Source organism: Streptomyces sp. NRRL B-24572, assembly GCF_002156145.1.
Classification (GTDB): domain Bacteria; phylum Actinomycetota; class Actinomycetes; order Streptomycetales; family Streptomycetaceae; genus Streptomyces; species Streptomyces vietnamensis.
Map to the genome: position 1 here is coordinate 1 of NZ_MWIG01000305.1, position 15,651 is coordinate 15,651.

Here is a 15,651-nt window from a genome sequence, read left to right on the forward strand (position 1 = left end):
CAGAGCCTCTCGAAGGGCGCCCCGGGAGGTGTCCCGGAGCGCCCTTCGAGAGGCTCTGAAGCCGGCCTGGCGGCCCGCGTCAGCCGTTCTTGATGCGGTTGGTGAGTTCGGTGACCTGGTTGTAGATGGAGCGCCGCTCCGCCATCAGGGCACGGATCTTCCGGTCCGCGTGCATCACCGTCGTGTGGTCGCGTCCGCCGAACTGCGCGCCGATCTTCGGCAGCGACAGGTCCGTGAGCTCGCGGCACAGGTACATGGCGATCTGTCGGGCCGTCACCAGGACGCGGCTGCGCGAGGATCCGCAGAGGTCCTCCACCGTCAGACCGAAGTAGTCGGCGGTGGCCGCCATGATGGCGGGGGCGGTGATCTCCGGCGAGCTGTCCTCGCCCCCGGGGATCAGGTCCTTGAGGACGATCTCGGTCAGCCCGAGGTCCACCGGCTGCCGGTTGAGGCTCGCGAAGGCCGTCACCCGGATCAGCGCGCCCTCCAGCTCGCGGATGTTCCGCGAGATGCGGGACGCGATGAACTCCAGTACCTCCGGCGGGGCGTTGAGCTGCTCCTGCACCGCCTTCTTGCGGAGGATCGCGATGCGCGTCTCCAGCTCGGGCGGCTGCACGTCGGTGGTGAGGCCCCACTCGAAGCGGTTGCGGAGCCGGTCCTCCAGGGTCACCAGCTGCTTGGGCGGCCGGTCCGAGGACAGCACGATCTGCTTGTTCGCGTTGTGCAGCGTGTTGAAGGTGTGGAAGAACTCCTCCTGCGTCGACTCCTTGCTCGCCAGGAACTGGATGTCGTCGACGAGCAGGATGTCCACGTCGCGGTAGCGCTTGCGGAAGGCATCGCCCTTGCCGTCGCGGATCGAGTTGATGAACTCGTTGGTGAACTCCTCGGAGCTCACGTACCGCACGCGCGTGCCCGGGTAGAGGCTCCGCGCGTAGTGTCCGATCGCGTGCAGCAGGTGGGTCTTGCCGAGGCCCGACTCGCCGTAGATGAAGAGCGGGTTGTACGCCTTCGCCGGCGCCTCGGCGACCGCGACGGCGGCCGCGTGCGCGAACCGGTTCGAGGAACCGATGACGAAGGTGTCGAAGAGGTATTTGGGGTTCAGGCGCGCGTGCTGCTCGTTCGGGCCGCCGGCGCCCTGCCCGGAGGACGAGGAGCCGTGACCGCCGCCCGGCACGCCGCCGGGCCCGGGGACCGGACCGCCGGGGCGGGGACCGGGACGGGGGACGTGGTTCTGCGGCTCGGGCAGCTCGGCGCGCTCGGGCCGCTGCTGCTCGTAGCCGCGGGCCGGCTCGTCGTAGCGGGTCGCCCGGGACTGCTCGGGTCCCGTCGGGCTGCTGGGGCCGGTGTAGGGGGCGCGCTCCTGGTAGCCGCCGAGCCGCTGCTGCTGCCAGGAGAGGTCCTCCTGGGTGCGCGGCCAGGAGCCGGGGTCGGGCCGCTGCGGCTGCTGGTAGTCCGGGTAGGCCGGTCGGGCGGTGGGCAGGCCGTCGTCGGGCATCGGCCGGTGGCCGTAGCCCTCGTACTTCTCGTACGGCTCGGGCTGCGCGCGCTCGTCGTAGCGCGGCTGCTGCGGCTGCTGCACCGGGGGTGCCGGCGGCGTCGGCTCTCCGACGGAGTCGTCGACGGTGATCGCGATCCGGATCGGCCGGCCGCACTCACGGCTGAGGGTCTCGCTGATCAGCGGGGCGAGCCGGCCCTCCAGGACCCGCTTGCCCCATTCGTTGGGCACGGCGAGCAGCGCGGTGTCCGCGACCAGGGCGAGCGGCTGGCAGCGCTCGATCCACTGTTTGTCCTTGGGCTCGATCCCCTGCTGGCCCTCGGCGAGCAGTTGCTCGAGGACACGCGGCCACACTGCGGCAAGATCAGCAGGTACGTCAGCCACAGGGCACGCTTTCTCGCAGGTCCCACGATGGTGTGGTTCTCGGGGACAGTGGGTCGAAGTCCGTGAGGACGGGTCCGCCCGGGACAGGTGAGGACAGAACGGAAAAAGATTACGGAGACCGTCCACGGTAGTCGGGCCGGATGACGTGGTTCAAGTTGTTGTCCACAGCCTGTGCACAATGGGGGGTGGCGACAGGTCGGTTTGACCGGATGGCGTAGCCGCGCGTACCGTAACCAGGTCGAGTTGTCGATGGCTGCTGCCGCCTGCCTCCGATGGGCAAAGATCACGGTCTGTGATCGTGTAGCGGTGCACTCGGGCGTATTGCGAGCTACTCGTGGGCGCACGGTGACAGCCAGGCGATGTCCCGCCATCTACGAATCATTTCTGGAGCCCCCGAGTGAGCAAGCGCACCTTCCAGCCGAACAACCGTCGTCGCGCGAAGACCCACGGCTTCCGCCTGCGCATGCGCACGCGTGCCGGTCGCGCCATCCTTGCGAACCGCCGTTCCAAGGGTCGCTCGGCGCTGTCCGCCTGATCCACTTAAACAGGTCATGACGTGCTGCCTACCGAGAATCGGCTGAGGCGGCGCGAGGACTTCGCAACCGCGGTACGCCGAGGACGCCGGGCCGGTCGCCCGCTCCTCGTCGTCCACCTACGCAGCGGTGCAACGGACCCGCACGCGCCTGGGGAGAGCGCTCCCCCGACGCGTGCGGGTTTCGTCGTGAGCAAGGCCGTGGGCGGTGCGGTCGTACGCAACCAGGTGAAGCGACGCCTGCGCCATCTCGTCCGCGACCGCATCGACGAGCTGCCCCCCGGTAGCCTGGTGGTCGTACGGGCGTTGCCCGGAGCCGGTGACGCCGACCACGCACAGCTGGCCCGAGACCTGGACGCCGCTCTTCAGCGGCTGCTGGGAGGGGGCACGCGATGAAGTACCCGCTGCTGGCTCTCATCAAGCTGTACCAGTGGACGATCAGCCCTCTCCTGGGCCCCGTCTGCCGGTACTACCCGTCGTGTTCCCACTACGGATTCACGGCCATCGACCGGCATGGCGCGATCAAGGGCACGGCCCTGACCGCCTGGCGCATCCTGCGGTGCAACCCGTGGTCGCCCGGCGGCGTGGATCACGTCCCCCCGCGCAAGCGCCCCCGCTGGCACGAGATGCTGCGGAACGCGCTGCGCGGCGACAAGGGCGGATCCCCCACCGAGACGAGCCCGGCCGCCGAGACCTCGCCCAATGCTCAAGGAGCCTGATTAGTGGACACGATTGCCAGTCTGTTCAGCTTCATCACCTGGCCCGTTTCCTGGGTCATCGTCCAGTTCCACAAGATGTACGGGGCGATCTTCGGCCCTGACACGGGCTGGGCCTGGGGTCTGTCCATCGTGTCCCTGGTGGTGCTGATCCGCATCTGCCTGATCCCGCTCTTCGTGAAGCAGATCAAGTCGACGCGGAACATGCAGGCGCTCCAGCCGAAGATGAAGGCGATCCAGGAGCGCTACAAGAGCGACAAGCAGCGTCAGTCCGAAGAGATGATGAAGCTGTACAAGGAGACGGGTACCAACCCGCTCTCCTCGTGCCTTCCCATCCTGGCGCAGTCGCCGTTCTTCTTCGCCCTGTACCACGTGCTGTCGGCCATCGCCAACGGCGAGACCATCGGCGTCATCAACCAGTCGCTGCTCGAGAGCGCCCGTCAGGCCCACATCTTCGGTGCCCCGCTGGCCGCCAAGTTCACGGACAGCGCCGCCGAGGTCCAGGCCCTCGGTGCCTCGATCACCGATGTGCGCGTCGTCACCGCGATCATGATCATCATGATGTCGGCCTCGCAGTTCTTCACTCAGCGCCAGCTGATGATGAAGAACGTCGACCTCTCGGTGAAGACCCCGTACATGCAGCAGCAGAAGATGCTCATGTACATCTTCCCGCTGATCTTCGCCGGCATGGGCATCAACTTCCCCGTCGGTGTCCTCGTCTACTGGCTGACCACCAACGTGTGGACCATGGGCCAGCAGATGTACGTGATCAACCAGAACCCGACGCCGGGCAGCAAGGCCCAGGACGCCTACCTCCAGCGCCTGCTGAAGAGCGTCACGCACAGCGGTGAGGTCAAGGGCCGCCGCCGGAAGAACATCGTCAAGGTCATCGTCGCCAAGGGCAGTGACCGCAACGAGAACGAGCGCCGCTTCTTCGCGGGCCTCTCCAAGGCCGGCTTCGCCGCCCAGGCGGACGGCACCGTGATCAAGAGCGACACGATCGTGGCCGAGGCCGAGGGCGGTGCCGCCGCCAGGCGTCAGCAGCCCAAGCGCCAGACCAAGGCCCAGCGCCAGGCCGGCACGGCCCAGCAGGCGAAGGACACCGAGGCCGAGGAGTCGGCGGAGACCACCGAGAAGAGCGTCTCGGACACCGAGTCGAAGACCTCGCTGGAGAAGAAGCCGGAGACCCCCGCCAAGGGCGGCACACAGGGTCAGTCCTCCGGCCGCAGCCGCGCCAGCTCGGGCGGCAACCGCCAGCGCAAGGGCCAGCAGCGGCCCAAGCACCCGTCCTCCAAGAAGTAAGCCCTCCCAGAAGCAAGAAGGAGTCCATCCGTGACGGAAGGCACCACCTCCGCCGCCGCCGAGGGTGGCGACACCCTGACCCGCCTGGAGCAGGAGGGTGAGATCGCGGCCGACTACCTCGAGGGCCTGCTCGACATCGCCGACCTCGACGGCGACATCGACATGGACGTCGAGGCGGACCGGGCCGCGGTCTCGATCATCAGCGACTCCAGCAGCCGCGACCTGCAGAAGCTCGTGGGCCGCGACGGTGAGGTCCTGGAGGCGCTCCAGGAGCTGACGCGCCTTGCCGTGCACCGGGAGACCGGTGACCGCAGCCGCCTGATGCTCGACATCGCCGGCTTCCGGGCCAAGAAGCGCGCCGAGCTCGCCGAGCTGGGCGCCAAGGCCGCGGCCGAGGTGAAGTCCACCGGCCAGCCGGTCAAGCTGGACCCGATGACGCCGTTCGAGCGCAAGGTCGTGCACGACGCGATCGCCGCCGCCGGTCTGCGCAGCGAGTCCGAGGGCGAGGAGCCGCAGCGCTTCGTCGTCGTGCTCCCGGCCTGAACCCTCACGTAGTGTCGGCCCCGTCTGTTCGCAGGCGGGGCCGATCTTTGTCAGCCTTGATAGTCAGCCACCACAGTGCGCTCGCACGCGAGTCGTGCGGTACGGAAGGACGGTTCCCGTGACGGAGGCAGCGGAGCTCCCCGAGGCGCCGGAGCAGGCGCGGACAGTCTTCGGTGAGTACTTCCCGGAGGCCGTGCGGTACGCCGAGCTGCTCGCGGACGCGGGTGTGAAGCGCGGTCTGATCGGCCCGCGCGAGGTCCCGCGTCTCTGGGAGCGCCACCTGCTGAACTGTGCCGTCCTCTCGGAGGTCGTCCCCGAGGGCGTCACCGTCTGCGACGTGGGCTCGGGCGCCGGTCTGCCCGGCATCCCGCTGGCTCTGGTCCGGCCCGATCTGAAGATCACGCTCCTGGAGCCCCTCCTGCGCCGGACGAACTTCCTCCAGGAGGTCGTCGAGCTCCTCGGTCTCGACCACGTGACCGTGGTCCGGGGTCGTGCGGAGGAGATGCTCGGCAAGATCACGCCCGTGCACGTGGTGACCGCCCGCGCGGTGGCCCCGCTCGACCGGCTGGCCGGCTGGGGCGTTCCCCTGCTGCGGCCGTACGGCGAGATGCTGGCGCTCAAGGGCGACACCGCCGAGGAGGAGATCAACGGTGCTCGCGCCGCGCTCTCCCGGCTCGGTGTGGTGGAGGCCTCGGTGCTTCAGGTGGGCGAGGGGATCGTCGATCCGATGACCACGGTCGTCCGGGTGGAGGTCGGCGAGAGCCCCGGCGGCGTGCGGTTCGCGGCCAAGCGGGCCAAGGCCGCCCGTACGAGCAAGACCCGTCGACGCCGCTGAGCGTCGCATACGTACCATTTCGGAGTGTCGAACGGTCCCGGCCGGGCGGCGGCGGCATGGTGTTTCACGTGAAACGTCGCTCACTGCTGCAAGGGATCATCAGCCGCGGTCGCGCGGCTGCCACGCCCCGGGACCGTAGACCCCGCGTGAAGCCACTCGCGAGGGTTACGGAGTTGTCCACAGAGGTGGATTCACCCACAGAACCACCGACCTCGCTGGTTCACGACCCCGAAAGCATGGCAGGCTCTCCTCATCGCGAGCCTGAAGCCGAGGAGAGTGAATCCTTGCGGTCCGACGCCAACATCGCGGGACCGATGACCGATCCGGTCCCCGGTCCCCGAACCGAATCGGTGGGGGAGGATGTTTCACGTGAAACACCGCCCCCGATGGACGACACCCCCATCGGTCGTGCTGCCCAGCTGGCAGTAGAGGCGCTGGGTCGTGCCGGTGAGGGACTTCCCCGCCCGGCCCAGACACGCGTGATGGTCGTCGCCAATCAGAAGGGCGGCGTGGGCAAGACGACCACGACGGTCAACCTTGCCGCCTCCCTGGCACTGCACGGCGCCCGGGTCCTGGTCATCGACCTGGACCCGCAGGGCAACGCCTCGACGGCGCTCGGCATCGACCACCACGCCGAGGTCCCCTCGATCTACGACGTCCTGGTGGACAGCAAGCCGCTCTCCGATGTGGTGCAGCCGGTCATGGACGTCGAGGGCCTCTTCTGCGCCCCCGCGACCATCGACCTGGCCGGCGCGGAGATCGAGCTGGTGTCGCTGGTGGCGCGCGAGAGCCGTCTGCAGCGGGCGATCCAGGCCTATGAGCAGCCGCTGGACTACATCCTCATCGACTGCCCGCCCTCGCTCGGCCTCCTCACGGTCAACGCCATGGTGGCGGGCGCGGAGGTGCTGATCCCGATCCAGTGCGAGTACTACGCACTGGAGGGGCTCGGACAGCTCCTGCGGAACGTCGACCTGGTACGGGGGCACCTCAACCCGGCGCTCCACGTCTCGACGATCCTGCTCACCATGTACGACGGCAGGACGAGGCTCGCCTCCCAGGTCGCCGACGAGGTGCGCAGCCACTTCGCCGAGGAGGTGCTGCGGACCAGTATTCCGAGGTCCGTCCGCATCTCGGAGGCGCCGAGCTACGGGCAGACGGTCCTCACGTACGACCCGGGCTCCAGCGGCGCCCTGTCGTACCTCGAAGCGGCCCGTGAGATCGCCCTGCGGGGGGCCGCCGTGCACTACGACCCGCAGCACGCCCATGTAGGGCACCAGAACAACCAGCGCAGCATGTCGGAGGGGATCCAGTGAGCGAGCGACGTAGGGGATTGGGGCGTGGGCTCGGTGCCCTGATTCCTGCTGCTCCCCAGGAACGGCAGGTGGAGCGAGGGGTGGCCGCCGCGAAGCTGGCGACGCTGCCGCAGAGCCCGCAGGCCCCGGAGTCGTCGCCGACGTGGAACGAGCCCGAGCCGGTGGCCCTGCCGGAGCCTCCGGCCGGTGCCTACTTCACCGAGCTTCCGATCGATGCCATCGTTCCCAACCGGCATCAGCCCCGTGAGGTCTTCGACGAGGACGCGCTGGCGGAGCTCGTCACCTCCATCAAGGAGGTCGGCCTGCTCCAGCCCGTGGTCGTGCGCAAGATCGAGGCCGACCGCTATGAGCTCGTCATGGGCGAGCGTCGTCTGCGGGCCTCGGCGACGGCGGGCCTGGAGCGGATCCCGGCGATCGTCCGGGACACCGACGACGAGAAGATGCTCCTGGACGCGCTCCTGGAGAACCTTCACCGGGCCCAGCTGAACGCGATCGAAGAGGCCCACGCCTACGAGCAGCTGCTCAAGGACTTCGGCTGCACTCATGACCAGCTCGCGGAGCGGATCGGGCGCTCCCGCCCGCAGATCTCCAACACGCTGCGTCTGCTGCGTCTCTCGCTGCCGGTGCAGCGCCGGGTCGCCGCCGGAGTGCTCTCCGCCGGCCATGCGCGGGCCCTGCTCGGTGTGGAGGACCCGGACGCCCAGGACAAGCTGGCGTACCGGATCGTCGCCGAAGGCCTCTCGGTGCGCAGCGTCGAGGAGATCGTGAGCCTCATGGGCTCCGAGGAGTCCGCGTCGGCGGTCAAGCCGAAGGGCCCGCGTGCCGGTGGCCGTGTCTCACCCGCGCTCACGGACCTCGCCACCCGGCTCTCGGACCGCTTCGAGACCCGGGTGAAGGTCGACCTGGGACAGAAGAAGGGCAAGATCGTCGTCGAGTTCGCCTCGATGGACGACCTGGACCGGATCCTCTCGACCCTGGCTCCCGGCGAGGGACGGGTCATGGACCACAAGAACGCCGAGCAGAGCTGATCCCTCCCGCTCGCTGAGGCCGCCCAGGGCGGGCCGCGCTCCGGACTTCACCGGAACACGGCCCGCCCTTTGCCTATGAGCGGTATCGCCCCGATCGCCCGATCGATACGATTCCGAGAAGCGTATGCGTGCTCGATGGCGAGGGAAACGAGGAGCAGCCGTGGGGCGTCGGCTCGTACCGCTCACGCTGGACAACCTTCCGGATCTCCCCAAGCGGTGTCGCTCCTGTGTCTTCTGGGAGCTCGACCCGGTCAGCGGTGAGGCGGCGATGAAGGCGGGACGCCCGGAGCTGGAGAAGGAGTCCTGGATCTCGGCCGTGCTCCTGGAATGGGGTTCCTGCGGCCGGGTGGTCTACGTCGACGAGGTGCCGGTCGGCTATGTCCTCTACGCTCCCCCGGCCTATGTGCCGCGTTCGACGGCCTTCCCGACGAGCCCCGTGGCGGCGGACGCCGTTCAGCTGATGACGGCGTGGATCATGCCGGGCTATCAGGGGCAGGGCCTGGGACGGGTGATGGTGCAGACCGTGGCCAAGGACGTGATGAGGCGGGGCTTCAAGGCGATCGAGGCGTTCGGGGACGCCCGCTGGAAGGAGCCGGCCTGTGTGCTGCCGGCCGACCATCTCCTCGCGGTGGGCTTCAAGACCGTCCGCCCGCACCACGCCTTCCCCCGGCTGAGGCTGGAGCTCAGGACGACGCTCTCCTGGAAGGAGGACGTCGAGATGGCCCTGGACCGTCTGCTCGGCGCCGTGCAGAAGGAGCCGGTCCTGCGGCCGCTCTAGGCGCGGGACACGCGAACGGCCCACCCCTTCCGGGGTGGGCCGTTGGTGTTTCACGTGAAACGTTCACATGAGCGTTTCACGTGAAACAGAGGAGCATCAGGCCTTGGTGGGCTCGACGAAGTCCGCCAGGTCGCGCAGGATGGCGGCCTTCGGCTTGGCGCCGACGATGGTCTTCACGACGTCGCCGCCCTGGTAGACGTTGAGCGTCGGGATCGACATGACGCCGTACTTGGCGGCCGTGTCCGGGTTCTCGTCGATGTTGAGCTTCACGATCTCGATCTGCTCGCCGTGCTCGGCGGCGATGGCCTCCAGCGACGGGGCGATCTGGCGGCACGGGCCGCACCAGGCAGCCCAGAAGTCCACGAGGACGGGCTTGTCGCTCTTGAGGACAACGTCCTCGAAGTCTGCGTCGGTCACGTTCTTCAGGGCGCCGGCCACGGCGGCCTCCTTTTTTCGCGGGGTGTGGGGCGGGGAGAGACGGGGTCAGACCGCGGGGGTCTCGGCCAGCTTCTCGCTGTCGGCGAGGGCGGCCAGGAAGCGCTCGGCGTCGAGCGCGGCGGAGCAGCCGGTGCCGGCGGCCGTGATGGCCTGACGGTAGGTGTGGTCCACGACGTCACCGGCGCCGAAGACGCCCGTGAGGTTCGTGCGCGTCGACGGGGCGGCGACCTTGAGGTAGCCCTCCTCGTCCAGCTCCAGCTGGCCCTTGAAGAGCTCGGTCCGCGGGTCGTGGCCGACGGCGATGAAGAGGCCGGTGACGGGGAGCTCGCGGGTCGCACCGGTCTTCGTGTCGCGCAGGGTCAGACCGCTGAGCTTCTGCTCGCCGTGGATCTCGGTGACCTCGCTGTCCCAGGCGAAGGAGATCTTCGGGTCGGCGAAGGCACGCTCCTGCATGGCCTTGGAGGCGCGCAGGGTGTCGCGGCGGTGGACGATCGTGACGGACTTGGCGAAGCGCGAGAGGAAGGTGGCCTCCTCGATCGCGGTGTCGCCGCCGCCGACGACGGCGATGTCCTGGTCCTTGAAGAAGAACCCGTCGCAGGTGGCGCACCAGGAGACACCGCGGCCGGAGAGTGCGTCCTCGTTGGGGAGGCCGAGCTTGCGGTGCTGGGAGCCGGTGGTGACGATCACGGCCTTCGCGCGGTGCACGGTGCCGGCGGTGTCGGTGACGGTCTTGATGTCACCGGTCAGGTCCACGGCGATGACGTCGTCCGGGATCAGCTCGGCGCCGAAGCGCTCGGCCTGGGCCCGCATGTTGTCCATCAGGTCCGGGCCCATGATGCCGTCACGGAAACCGGGGAAGTTCTCGACCTCGGTGGTGTTCATCAGGGCGCCACCGGCGGTGACGGCGCCTTCGAAGACCAGAGGCTTCAGCGACGCTCGGGCCGTGTAGAGCGCAGCGGTGTAACCCGCGGGCCCGGAGCCGATGATGATCACGTTACGGACGTCGCTCACGGGTTTCTTCCTCGTCTCTGCAGACTGCCACTGCCTACGGGGGCGGTTGTCTCGGTCGCTCTCACCCCACCCAACGGATCCTAAGGGGCGTGCATTCCCGAGAGCCCGCGCGGCTCGGTGGCCGGACAGGAAGAGAGGTCAGGAGCGAGGGTACGTCTGGCTGAGCAGGACGTCGGCGGCCGGGCTTCCGCTCTCCGTGGGCTTGTCGGCGCAGGAGGCGTCGAGCACATAGGCCTGGACCCGTGTGCTGTCCGCCGGATCGGCCAGGACGAGCAGATAGGCGGGTGTTCCCCGGTATTCGCCCCGCTCGTAGCCGAGCACCCCGTCGGTGCGGCCGGTGCCGGCCAGCACACAGCGGGGAACGTCCCCGGCTCCGTTGCGCTGGGAGGTGTCGGTACCGGTCGCGGCGGACATGGATTCGGGCCCGACCCCCTGGGGGGTCTTGGGCGCGCTCTTCTCGGTCAGGAGGGCGTGGACGCGGTCCTCGACGGGTGCGCCGGAGAAGGGGCTGAGGGGGGCGCTCGCGAGCGTGTCGGCCTTCTGGGCGTCGCCCGAACTGCTGGCGGTCAGGTTGCCCGCCTGGCTGAGGTACAGGCTTGTGCCGAGCGCCACGGCCGCGAAGGCGGCGCCGATCGTGGAGAGCAGTGCGATCCGGCGACGGCGGGGCCTGCCGGGGCGACCGGGGCCGGTGCCCGCCCGAGGGCGTCCTGCGGGGCGATCCGCGGCCGGGGCGGGAGGCGCGGTCTCGTACGAAGAGCGCGATGTTTCACGTGAAACAGGGGTGTCGCTCTCCGGAGACTCCGGAGATGTGGCGTTGAGGAGTGCCTCGGCGGCCAGGGCGGCGTCGATCCGGCCGGCGATCTCGGCGGGCATGCGGGGAGGGCCCGGCAAGGTGCCGAGGAGGCCCCGGATCTCCTCCAGGGAGGACCGTACGTCCGCACAGAGGGGACAGCCGTCCAGGTGCTGTCGTACGGCCGCCGAACGGGTCGGCGAGAGCAGCCCCTCGGTCAGATCGGAGATCTCCGAGACGTCCGGGTGCTGTGTGGTGTCGGCCCTGCCGGCCGTGGAAGTCACGTGCGCCCACCTCCGCCCTTCACAGCAGCTGGATCTGTCGGTCCGGTATCCGTCGGCCCCGGCACCGGTGGGACGGATGTCCCCGGCGTCCGGTTCCTTCCCCCTTCGACGGCCTCGTTACCCACGGTGTCGGCGCGCAGATGAGTGACCATCGGAAGGAGGCGTGCCCGCCCGCGCGCGCAGCGGCTCTTCACGGTCCCCGTCGGGACGCCGAGGATACGGGCCGCCTCCGCGACCGGGTATCCCTGCATGTCGACGAGGACGAGGGCGGCGCGCTGGTCCGGGGGAAGCGTGGCGAGCGCGGCCAGCAGCTCCCGGTGGAGGTCCTGGCGCTCGGCGGGAGCCTCGGCGGACTCGTGGGGTTCGAGGAGCTGCTCGAAGCGGTCGGTGTCGTCGACGGACGAGGTCTTACGAGAGGCGGTCTTACGGGCACGGTCGATGCAGGCGTTCACCGTGATGCGGTGGAGCCAGGTCGTGACGGCCGACTGGCCGCGGAAGGTGTGGGCGGCCCGGAAGGCGGAGATCAGGGCGTCCTGGACGGCGTCAGCGGCCTCCTCGCGGTCCCCCAGGGTCCGCAGGGCCACCGCCCACAGCCGATCGCGATGGCGCCGCACGAGCTCACCGAAGGCGTCCGGGTCCCCGGCGACGTGACGCGCCAGGAGTTCCCGGTCGTCTGCGGCGTCTATCGGACGGTCCAACGGTGAGCCCCCTCCCCTGTGATCGTCAGCCCATGACCTTGACTTCGGTCAGCTGGCCGCGGAACTCACCTTCGGTGAGGGGCAGCTCCGTCAGCCAGACCAGAACGTAGCGGGTGGTGACCGGCTTGGTGAGCTTCAGCTTCATATCGCTGCCGGCACCGGAGGTCTGGGTGGTGAACTCTTCGGCCGTGGACGGAGCCGAGGAGGCATCGGCGGGAGCCGTGCGAATCTCCACCGAGGTGCGCCCGACGAACGACAGGTCGACCGCGCGGACCTTCTGGGCCGAGCCCAGGTCCAGCACGATCCCGACGCCGCTCTTCAGGTTGCCGAAGTGCGCGGTGGTGTAGTTCTTGGTGTGCCAGAAGGTGCTCGGATCACCGTCGAAGGCGCTCGCCACCGACTCCGGGTACTCCTCGCCGTTGCCCCCGGGGGGCGGGTCGAAGTCCTGGGCGGACGAGATGGCTATCGGCTTCAGCGGCTTGGGCTTCTCGTCGTCGAGCGTCGGCTGCACGGTCTTCGGCTCGTCCTTGCCCTCCGGGGCGAGGAGGCGGTCCGCGATCTGCCAGCTGCCGAGGCCGAGCGCGGCGATGAGGAGGGCCGAGACGGCCCACTTCAGGGCCTTGCCCGTGCGGCTCTGCAGCGGGGGCGGCGGGACGACGACCGGCTGGGTGACCACGGGACGCGGCTGGGGGCGGCCGTAGGTGCCCTGCTGGTACGTCGTGTGCTGGTACTCGGGCGGGGCGGTGAACTCCGGCTCCGGCGGACGGACGCGGGGCATCGCCGCCACGGCCTTGGCCAGCTCGTCCGGAGTGGTGCAGGGCGGCTCCTGCCGCGAGGCGGTGGCCCCGTCGTTGGCGAGGGCGCGCATGGCGATCTCGGAGAGGCCGCGGTGGACGCCCGCGCGGACCTGGTCCGGCGGGAGCAGCCCGACGCCCTTGGGGAGGCCGGACAGGCCGTGGGCGTCGTTCTCGTACGGCCAGCGCTGGGTGAGCGCGGCGTACAGCAGGGCGCCGATGGCCTCGGTGTCGGTGCGCTGCGGACGCTCGGCGGTGATGCCGCGCAGGGCGGCGTTCACGGCCAGGCCGCGGATCCGGTACTGGCCGGTGGAGCTGCGCAGGACGGCGCTCGGGGTCAGCCGGAGGTGCGCGAGGCCCTCGCGGTGGGCGGCGGCCATGGCCTGGGAGACCTGGCTGACGAGCTGGTACGCGTCGTGCGGCGCCAGGGGGCCGTCAGCGAGCAGCGCGGTCAGCTCGGTGGAGTCGGGAAGCCACTCGTGCACGACGTACACGAGGTCGTTCTCCTCGACGGCGTCGAGGACCTGGACGAACCGGGGGTCGCCGAGGAGGGCCGAGGAGCGGGCCGCGGCCAGGACCGACCGGGCTCTGGGGTGGTCGGCCGGCAGCAGGTGGACCCCGACGGCGCGACGCAGTTTCTCGTCGACGGCACGCCAGCTGCTGAACCCGTCCAGACGGGTGACGCACTCCTCCAGCCGGTAGCGTCTGGCCAGTTTGTGGCCGCTGTGCAGTTCGGGTGCCGTGATGGGGGGCTGTTCGCCGCTCTGTCGTTCGACCGCCTTGTTCTCCGTGGCCTCGGCGGTCTTCTCCGCCGTCTTCTGCTCTTCCGCCACCCCGTCGGTCGCGGCCGTGTCCGCCTTGGCGGTCAGCGGGTCGTCACCGCTGTTGTCGGCCACGTCGACGGCAGCCGTGCTACGTTCCGCCACCGTCGTTCCTGCCTCCCCATCCGTTGCGCCACATCCAACAGCCAAGCCAATTGTGCCCACAGTCGGACGCTATGCACGACACGCGGTTCCCGCCGATGGTTGTGCGGAACCGCCGGTTCAGCGTCCCAGACGGCCGCGGACCATGCCGACCAGGGTGTTCAGTTCCGCGATCCGCATGCGCTTCGCCGCGACGAAGAAGACGCCGAGGAGCACCGCCCCACCGACCAGCAGGGCGGCGAGCGAACCGAGGGCGCCCTCGCCGAGGAGCTTCAGCAGGCCGAAACCGACGACACCGGCCACGATCGCGGCGGGCACGGAAGCCATGCAGAGGCGCGCGTAGGTGCGCATCACATGGGTGCCGTCCAGGTCGCCGCCCAGGCGCTTGCGGAGCCGGCGCCACGCGACGCCGACGCCGACGGCGTAGGCGAGGCCGTACGAGGCGGCCATGCCGACCACGGCCCACTGGGCGGGCAGGACGACGTAACAGACCGCCGAGGCGGCCGCGTTGACGGCGGCGACGATCACCGTGTTGTAGAAGGGCGTCCGGGTGTCCTCGTAGGCGTAGAAGCCGCGGAGCACGACGTACTGGACGGAGTAGGGGATCAGGCCGAGGCCGAAGGCCATCAGGATGAAGCCCATGCCCTGGGCGGCCTCGACGCCGCTGGAGGCGTAGAGCAGGGTGCACATCGGGACGCCGAGCGCCAGGAAGGCGAAGGAGACCGGGACGATCGCGACGGCCGAGTTCCGCAGGCCCTGCGAGATGTCGTCCCGGACGGCGCCGGGGTCGTCGTCGTGGGCGGCGCGGGAGATCCGCGGCAGCAGCGCGGCCATCACGGAGACCGTGATGATGGCCTGCGGCATGCCCCAGATCAGCTGGGCGTTCGAGTAGGCGAGGAAGCCGGCACCGTTCTTCCCGGACTCCTCACCGGCGGCGGTGGCGAGCTGGGTGACGACCAGGACGCCCGCCTGGTTGGCGAGGACGAAGAGGACGGTCCACTTGGCCAGCTTGACCGTCTTGCCGAGCCCGTGGCCCTTCCAGTCGAAGCGGGGCCGGAAGCGGAAGCCCGTCTCGCGCAGGTACGGGATCATCGCCAGGGCCTGGACGACGAGGCCGAGCAGGGTGCCGATGCCGAGCAGCCGGACGCCCTCGTCCGGGATGGTCTCCACGCCCATGTGGGACTCGGCGGAGGTTCCGTAGACCCAGATGAACAGGCCGAAGGTGACGATCATGACGATGTTGTTGAGGACCGGGGTCCACATCATCGCGCCGAACTTGCCGCGGGCGTTGAGGATCTGCCCCATCACCACGTGCACGCCCATGAAGAAGATCGTGGGCAGGCAGTAGCGGGCGAAGGTCACGGCCACGCTGTTGGCCGCGGCGTCGTCGGCGATCGTGTTCGACATCAGCCGGATCAGCAGCGGCGCCGCGAAGACGGCCAGGGCCACGATGAGGCCGAGCGCCACCATGACCAGGGTGAGCAGGCGGTTGGCGTAGGCCTCGCCGCCGTCCTCGTCGTTCTTCATCGAGCGGACGAGCTGGGGGACGAAGACCGAGTTGAGGCCGCCGCCGACGGTGAGGATGTAGATCATCGTCGGCAGGGTGTAGGCGATGGTGAAGGTGTCACCGAGCAGGGCCGCGCCGAGCGCACCGGTGATCACCAGACTGCGGACGAAGCCGGTCAGCCGGGAGACCAGGGTGCCGGCCGCCATCACCGCGCTCGACTTGAGCAGCCCGGAGGCACGGCCCGCCTTCTTGGGGGCGGGCGCGGGCAGCGGGTCCGGCT

At 69.6% G+C, this 15,651-nt stretch carries 16 protein-coding genes and 1 pseudogene; 9 read left to right on the forward strand and 8 right to left on the reverse strand.

The annotated features are described in order from the left end of the window. Positions 1–79 precede the first annotated feature (79 nt). Entirely contained in the window at positions 80–1,879 is a 1,800-nt protein-coding gene (gene dnaA / locus CCN56_RS19015) for a chromosomal replication initiator protein DnaA (protein ID WP_086828368.1), read from the reverse strand. Positions 1,880–2,276: 397 nt separating this feature from the next. Here dnaA and rpmH point away from each other — a divergent pair, with 397 nt between their 5' ends. The 8 genes from rpmH (at position 2,277) to CCN56_RS19055 (ending at position 8,148) form a co-directional block, all read left to right on the forward strand. Continuing rightward, complete coding sequence (gene rpmH / locus CCN56_RS19020) at positions 2,277–2,414, forward strand: 50S ribosomal protein L34 (protein ID WP_007265229.1); 138 nt, start codon at positions 2,277–2,279, stop codon at positions 2,412–2,414. Positions 2,415–2,435: 21 nt separating this feature from the next. Next, positions 2,436–2,807: a ribonuclease P protein component gene (gene rnpA, locus CCN56_RS19025; protein WP_078908408.1), complete on the forward strand. Its 372-nt coding sequence runs from the start codon at positions 2,436–2,438 to the stop codon at positions 2,805–2,807. After that, complete coding sequence (yidD, locus tag CCN56_RS19030; RefSeq protein ID WP_041130172.1) at positions 2,804–3,130, forward strand: membrane protein insertion efficiency factor YidD; 327 nt, start codon at positions 2,804–2,806, stop codon at positions 3,128–3,130. The genes rnpA and yidD overlap by 4 nt, the downstream gene beginning before the upstream one ends. A 3-nt stretch (positions 3,131–3,133) precedes the next feature. After that, on the forward strand, positions 3,134–4,429 hold the full coding sequence (yidC, locus tag CCN56_RS19035) for a membrane protein insertase YidC (protein WP_086828370.1): 1,296 nt from the start codon (positions 3,134–3,136) through the stop codon (positions 4,427–4,429). A gap of 30 nt (positions 4,430–4,459) precedes the next feature. Further along, the gene (locus CCN56_RS19040; RefSeq protein WP_030685783.1) at positions 4,460–4,972 is read left to right on the forward strand and encodes a R3H domain-containing nucleic acid-binding protein; all 513 of its coding nucleotides are present in this window, start codon (positions 4,460–4,462) and stop codon (positions 4,970–4,972) included. Between the two features lie 118 nt (positions 4,973–5,090). Then, complete coding sequence (gene rsmG, locus CCN56_RS19045) at positions 5,091–5,807, forward strand: 16S rRNA (guanine(527)-N(7))-methyltransferase RsmG (protein ID WP_041130174.1); 717 nt, start codon at positions 5,091–5,093, stop codon at positions 5,805–5,807. A gap of 236 nt (positions 5,808–6,043) precedes the next feature. Continuing rightward, complete coding sequence (locus tag CCN56_RS19050; protein WP_086828372.1) at positions 6,044–7,120, forward strand: ParA family protein; 1,077 nt, start codon at positions 6,044–6,046, stop codon at positions 7,118–7,120. Next, a complete protein-coding gene (locus CCN56_RS19055) occupies positions 7,117–8,148 on the forward strand; it encodes a ParB/RepB/Spo0J family partition protein (protein WP_086828374.1) in 1,032 nt (343 codons plus the stop codon). The genes CCN56_RS19050 and CCN56_RS19055 overlap by 4 nt, the downstream gene beginning before the upstream one ends. Here CCN56_RS19055 and CCN56_RS45860 read toward each other — a convergent pair. Continuing rightward, a pseudogene (locus tag CCN56_RS45860) lies at positions 8,117–8,200 on the reverse strand (hypothetical protein); the annotation flags it as partial. The gene CCN56_RS19055 and the pseudogene CCN56_RS45860 overlap by 32 nt on opposite strands. Before the next feature lie 108 nt (positions 8,201–8,308). Between CCN56_RS45860 and CCN56_RS19060 the strand changes: the two are divergent. Next, positions 8,309–8,926: a GNAT family N-acetyltransferase gene (locus CCN56_RS19060; RefSeq protein WP_086828376.1), complete on the forward strand. Its 618-nt coding sequence runs from the start codon at positions 8,309–8,311 to the stop codon at positions 8,924–8,926. Positions 8,927–9,022: 96 nt separating this feature from the next. Here CCN56_RS19060 and trxA read toward each other — a convergent pair whose 3' ends face one another. The 6 genes from trxA to murJ all read right to left on the reverse strand — a co-directional run. Further along, on the reverse strand, positions 9,023–9,364 hold the full coding sequence (gene trxA, locus CCN56_RS19065) for a thioredoxin (protein WP_086828377.1): 342 nt from the start codon (positions 9,362–9,364) through the stop codon (positions 9,023–9,025). Between the two features lie 45 nt (positions 9,365–9,409). Beyond that, a complete protein-coding gene (gene trxB / locus CCN56_RS19070) occupies positions 9,410–10,375 on the reverse strand; it encodes a thioredoxin-disulfide reductase (protein WP_041130179.1) in 966 nt (321 codons plus the stop codon). A gap of 138 nt (positions 10,376–10,513) precedes the next feature. Further along, complete coding sequence (locus tag CCN56_RS19075; RefSeq protein ID WP_086828379.1) at positions 10,514–11,449, reverse strand: zf-HC2 domain-containing protein; 936 nt, start codon at positions 11,447–11,449, stop codon at positions 10,514–10,516. Next, positions 11,446–12,147: an RNA polymerase sigma factor SigM gene (gene sigM, locus CCN56_RS19080; RefSeq protein ID WP_086828381.1), complete on the reverse strand. Its 702-nt coding sequence runs from the start codon at positions 12,145–12,147 to the stop codon at positions 11,446–11,448. The genes CCN56_RS19075 and sigM overlap by 4 nt, the downstream gene beginning before the upstream one ends. Positions 12,148–12,172: 25 nt before the next feature. After that, positions 12,173–13,867 (reverse strand): protein kinase family protein, encoded by a 1,695-nt coding sequence (locus CCN56_RS19085; protein WP_086828383.1) that lies wholly within the window; start codon positions 13,865–13,867, stop codon positions 12,173–12,175. Positions 13,868–13,984: 117 nt separating this feature from the next. Beyond that, a partial coding sequence (murJ, locus tag CCN56_RS19090; protein WP_086828385.1) for a murein biosynthesis integral membrane protein MurJ occupies positions 13,985–15,651 on the reverse strand: 1,667 nt, incomplete at its 5' end.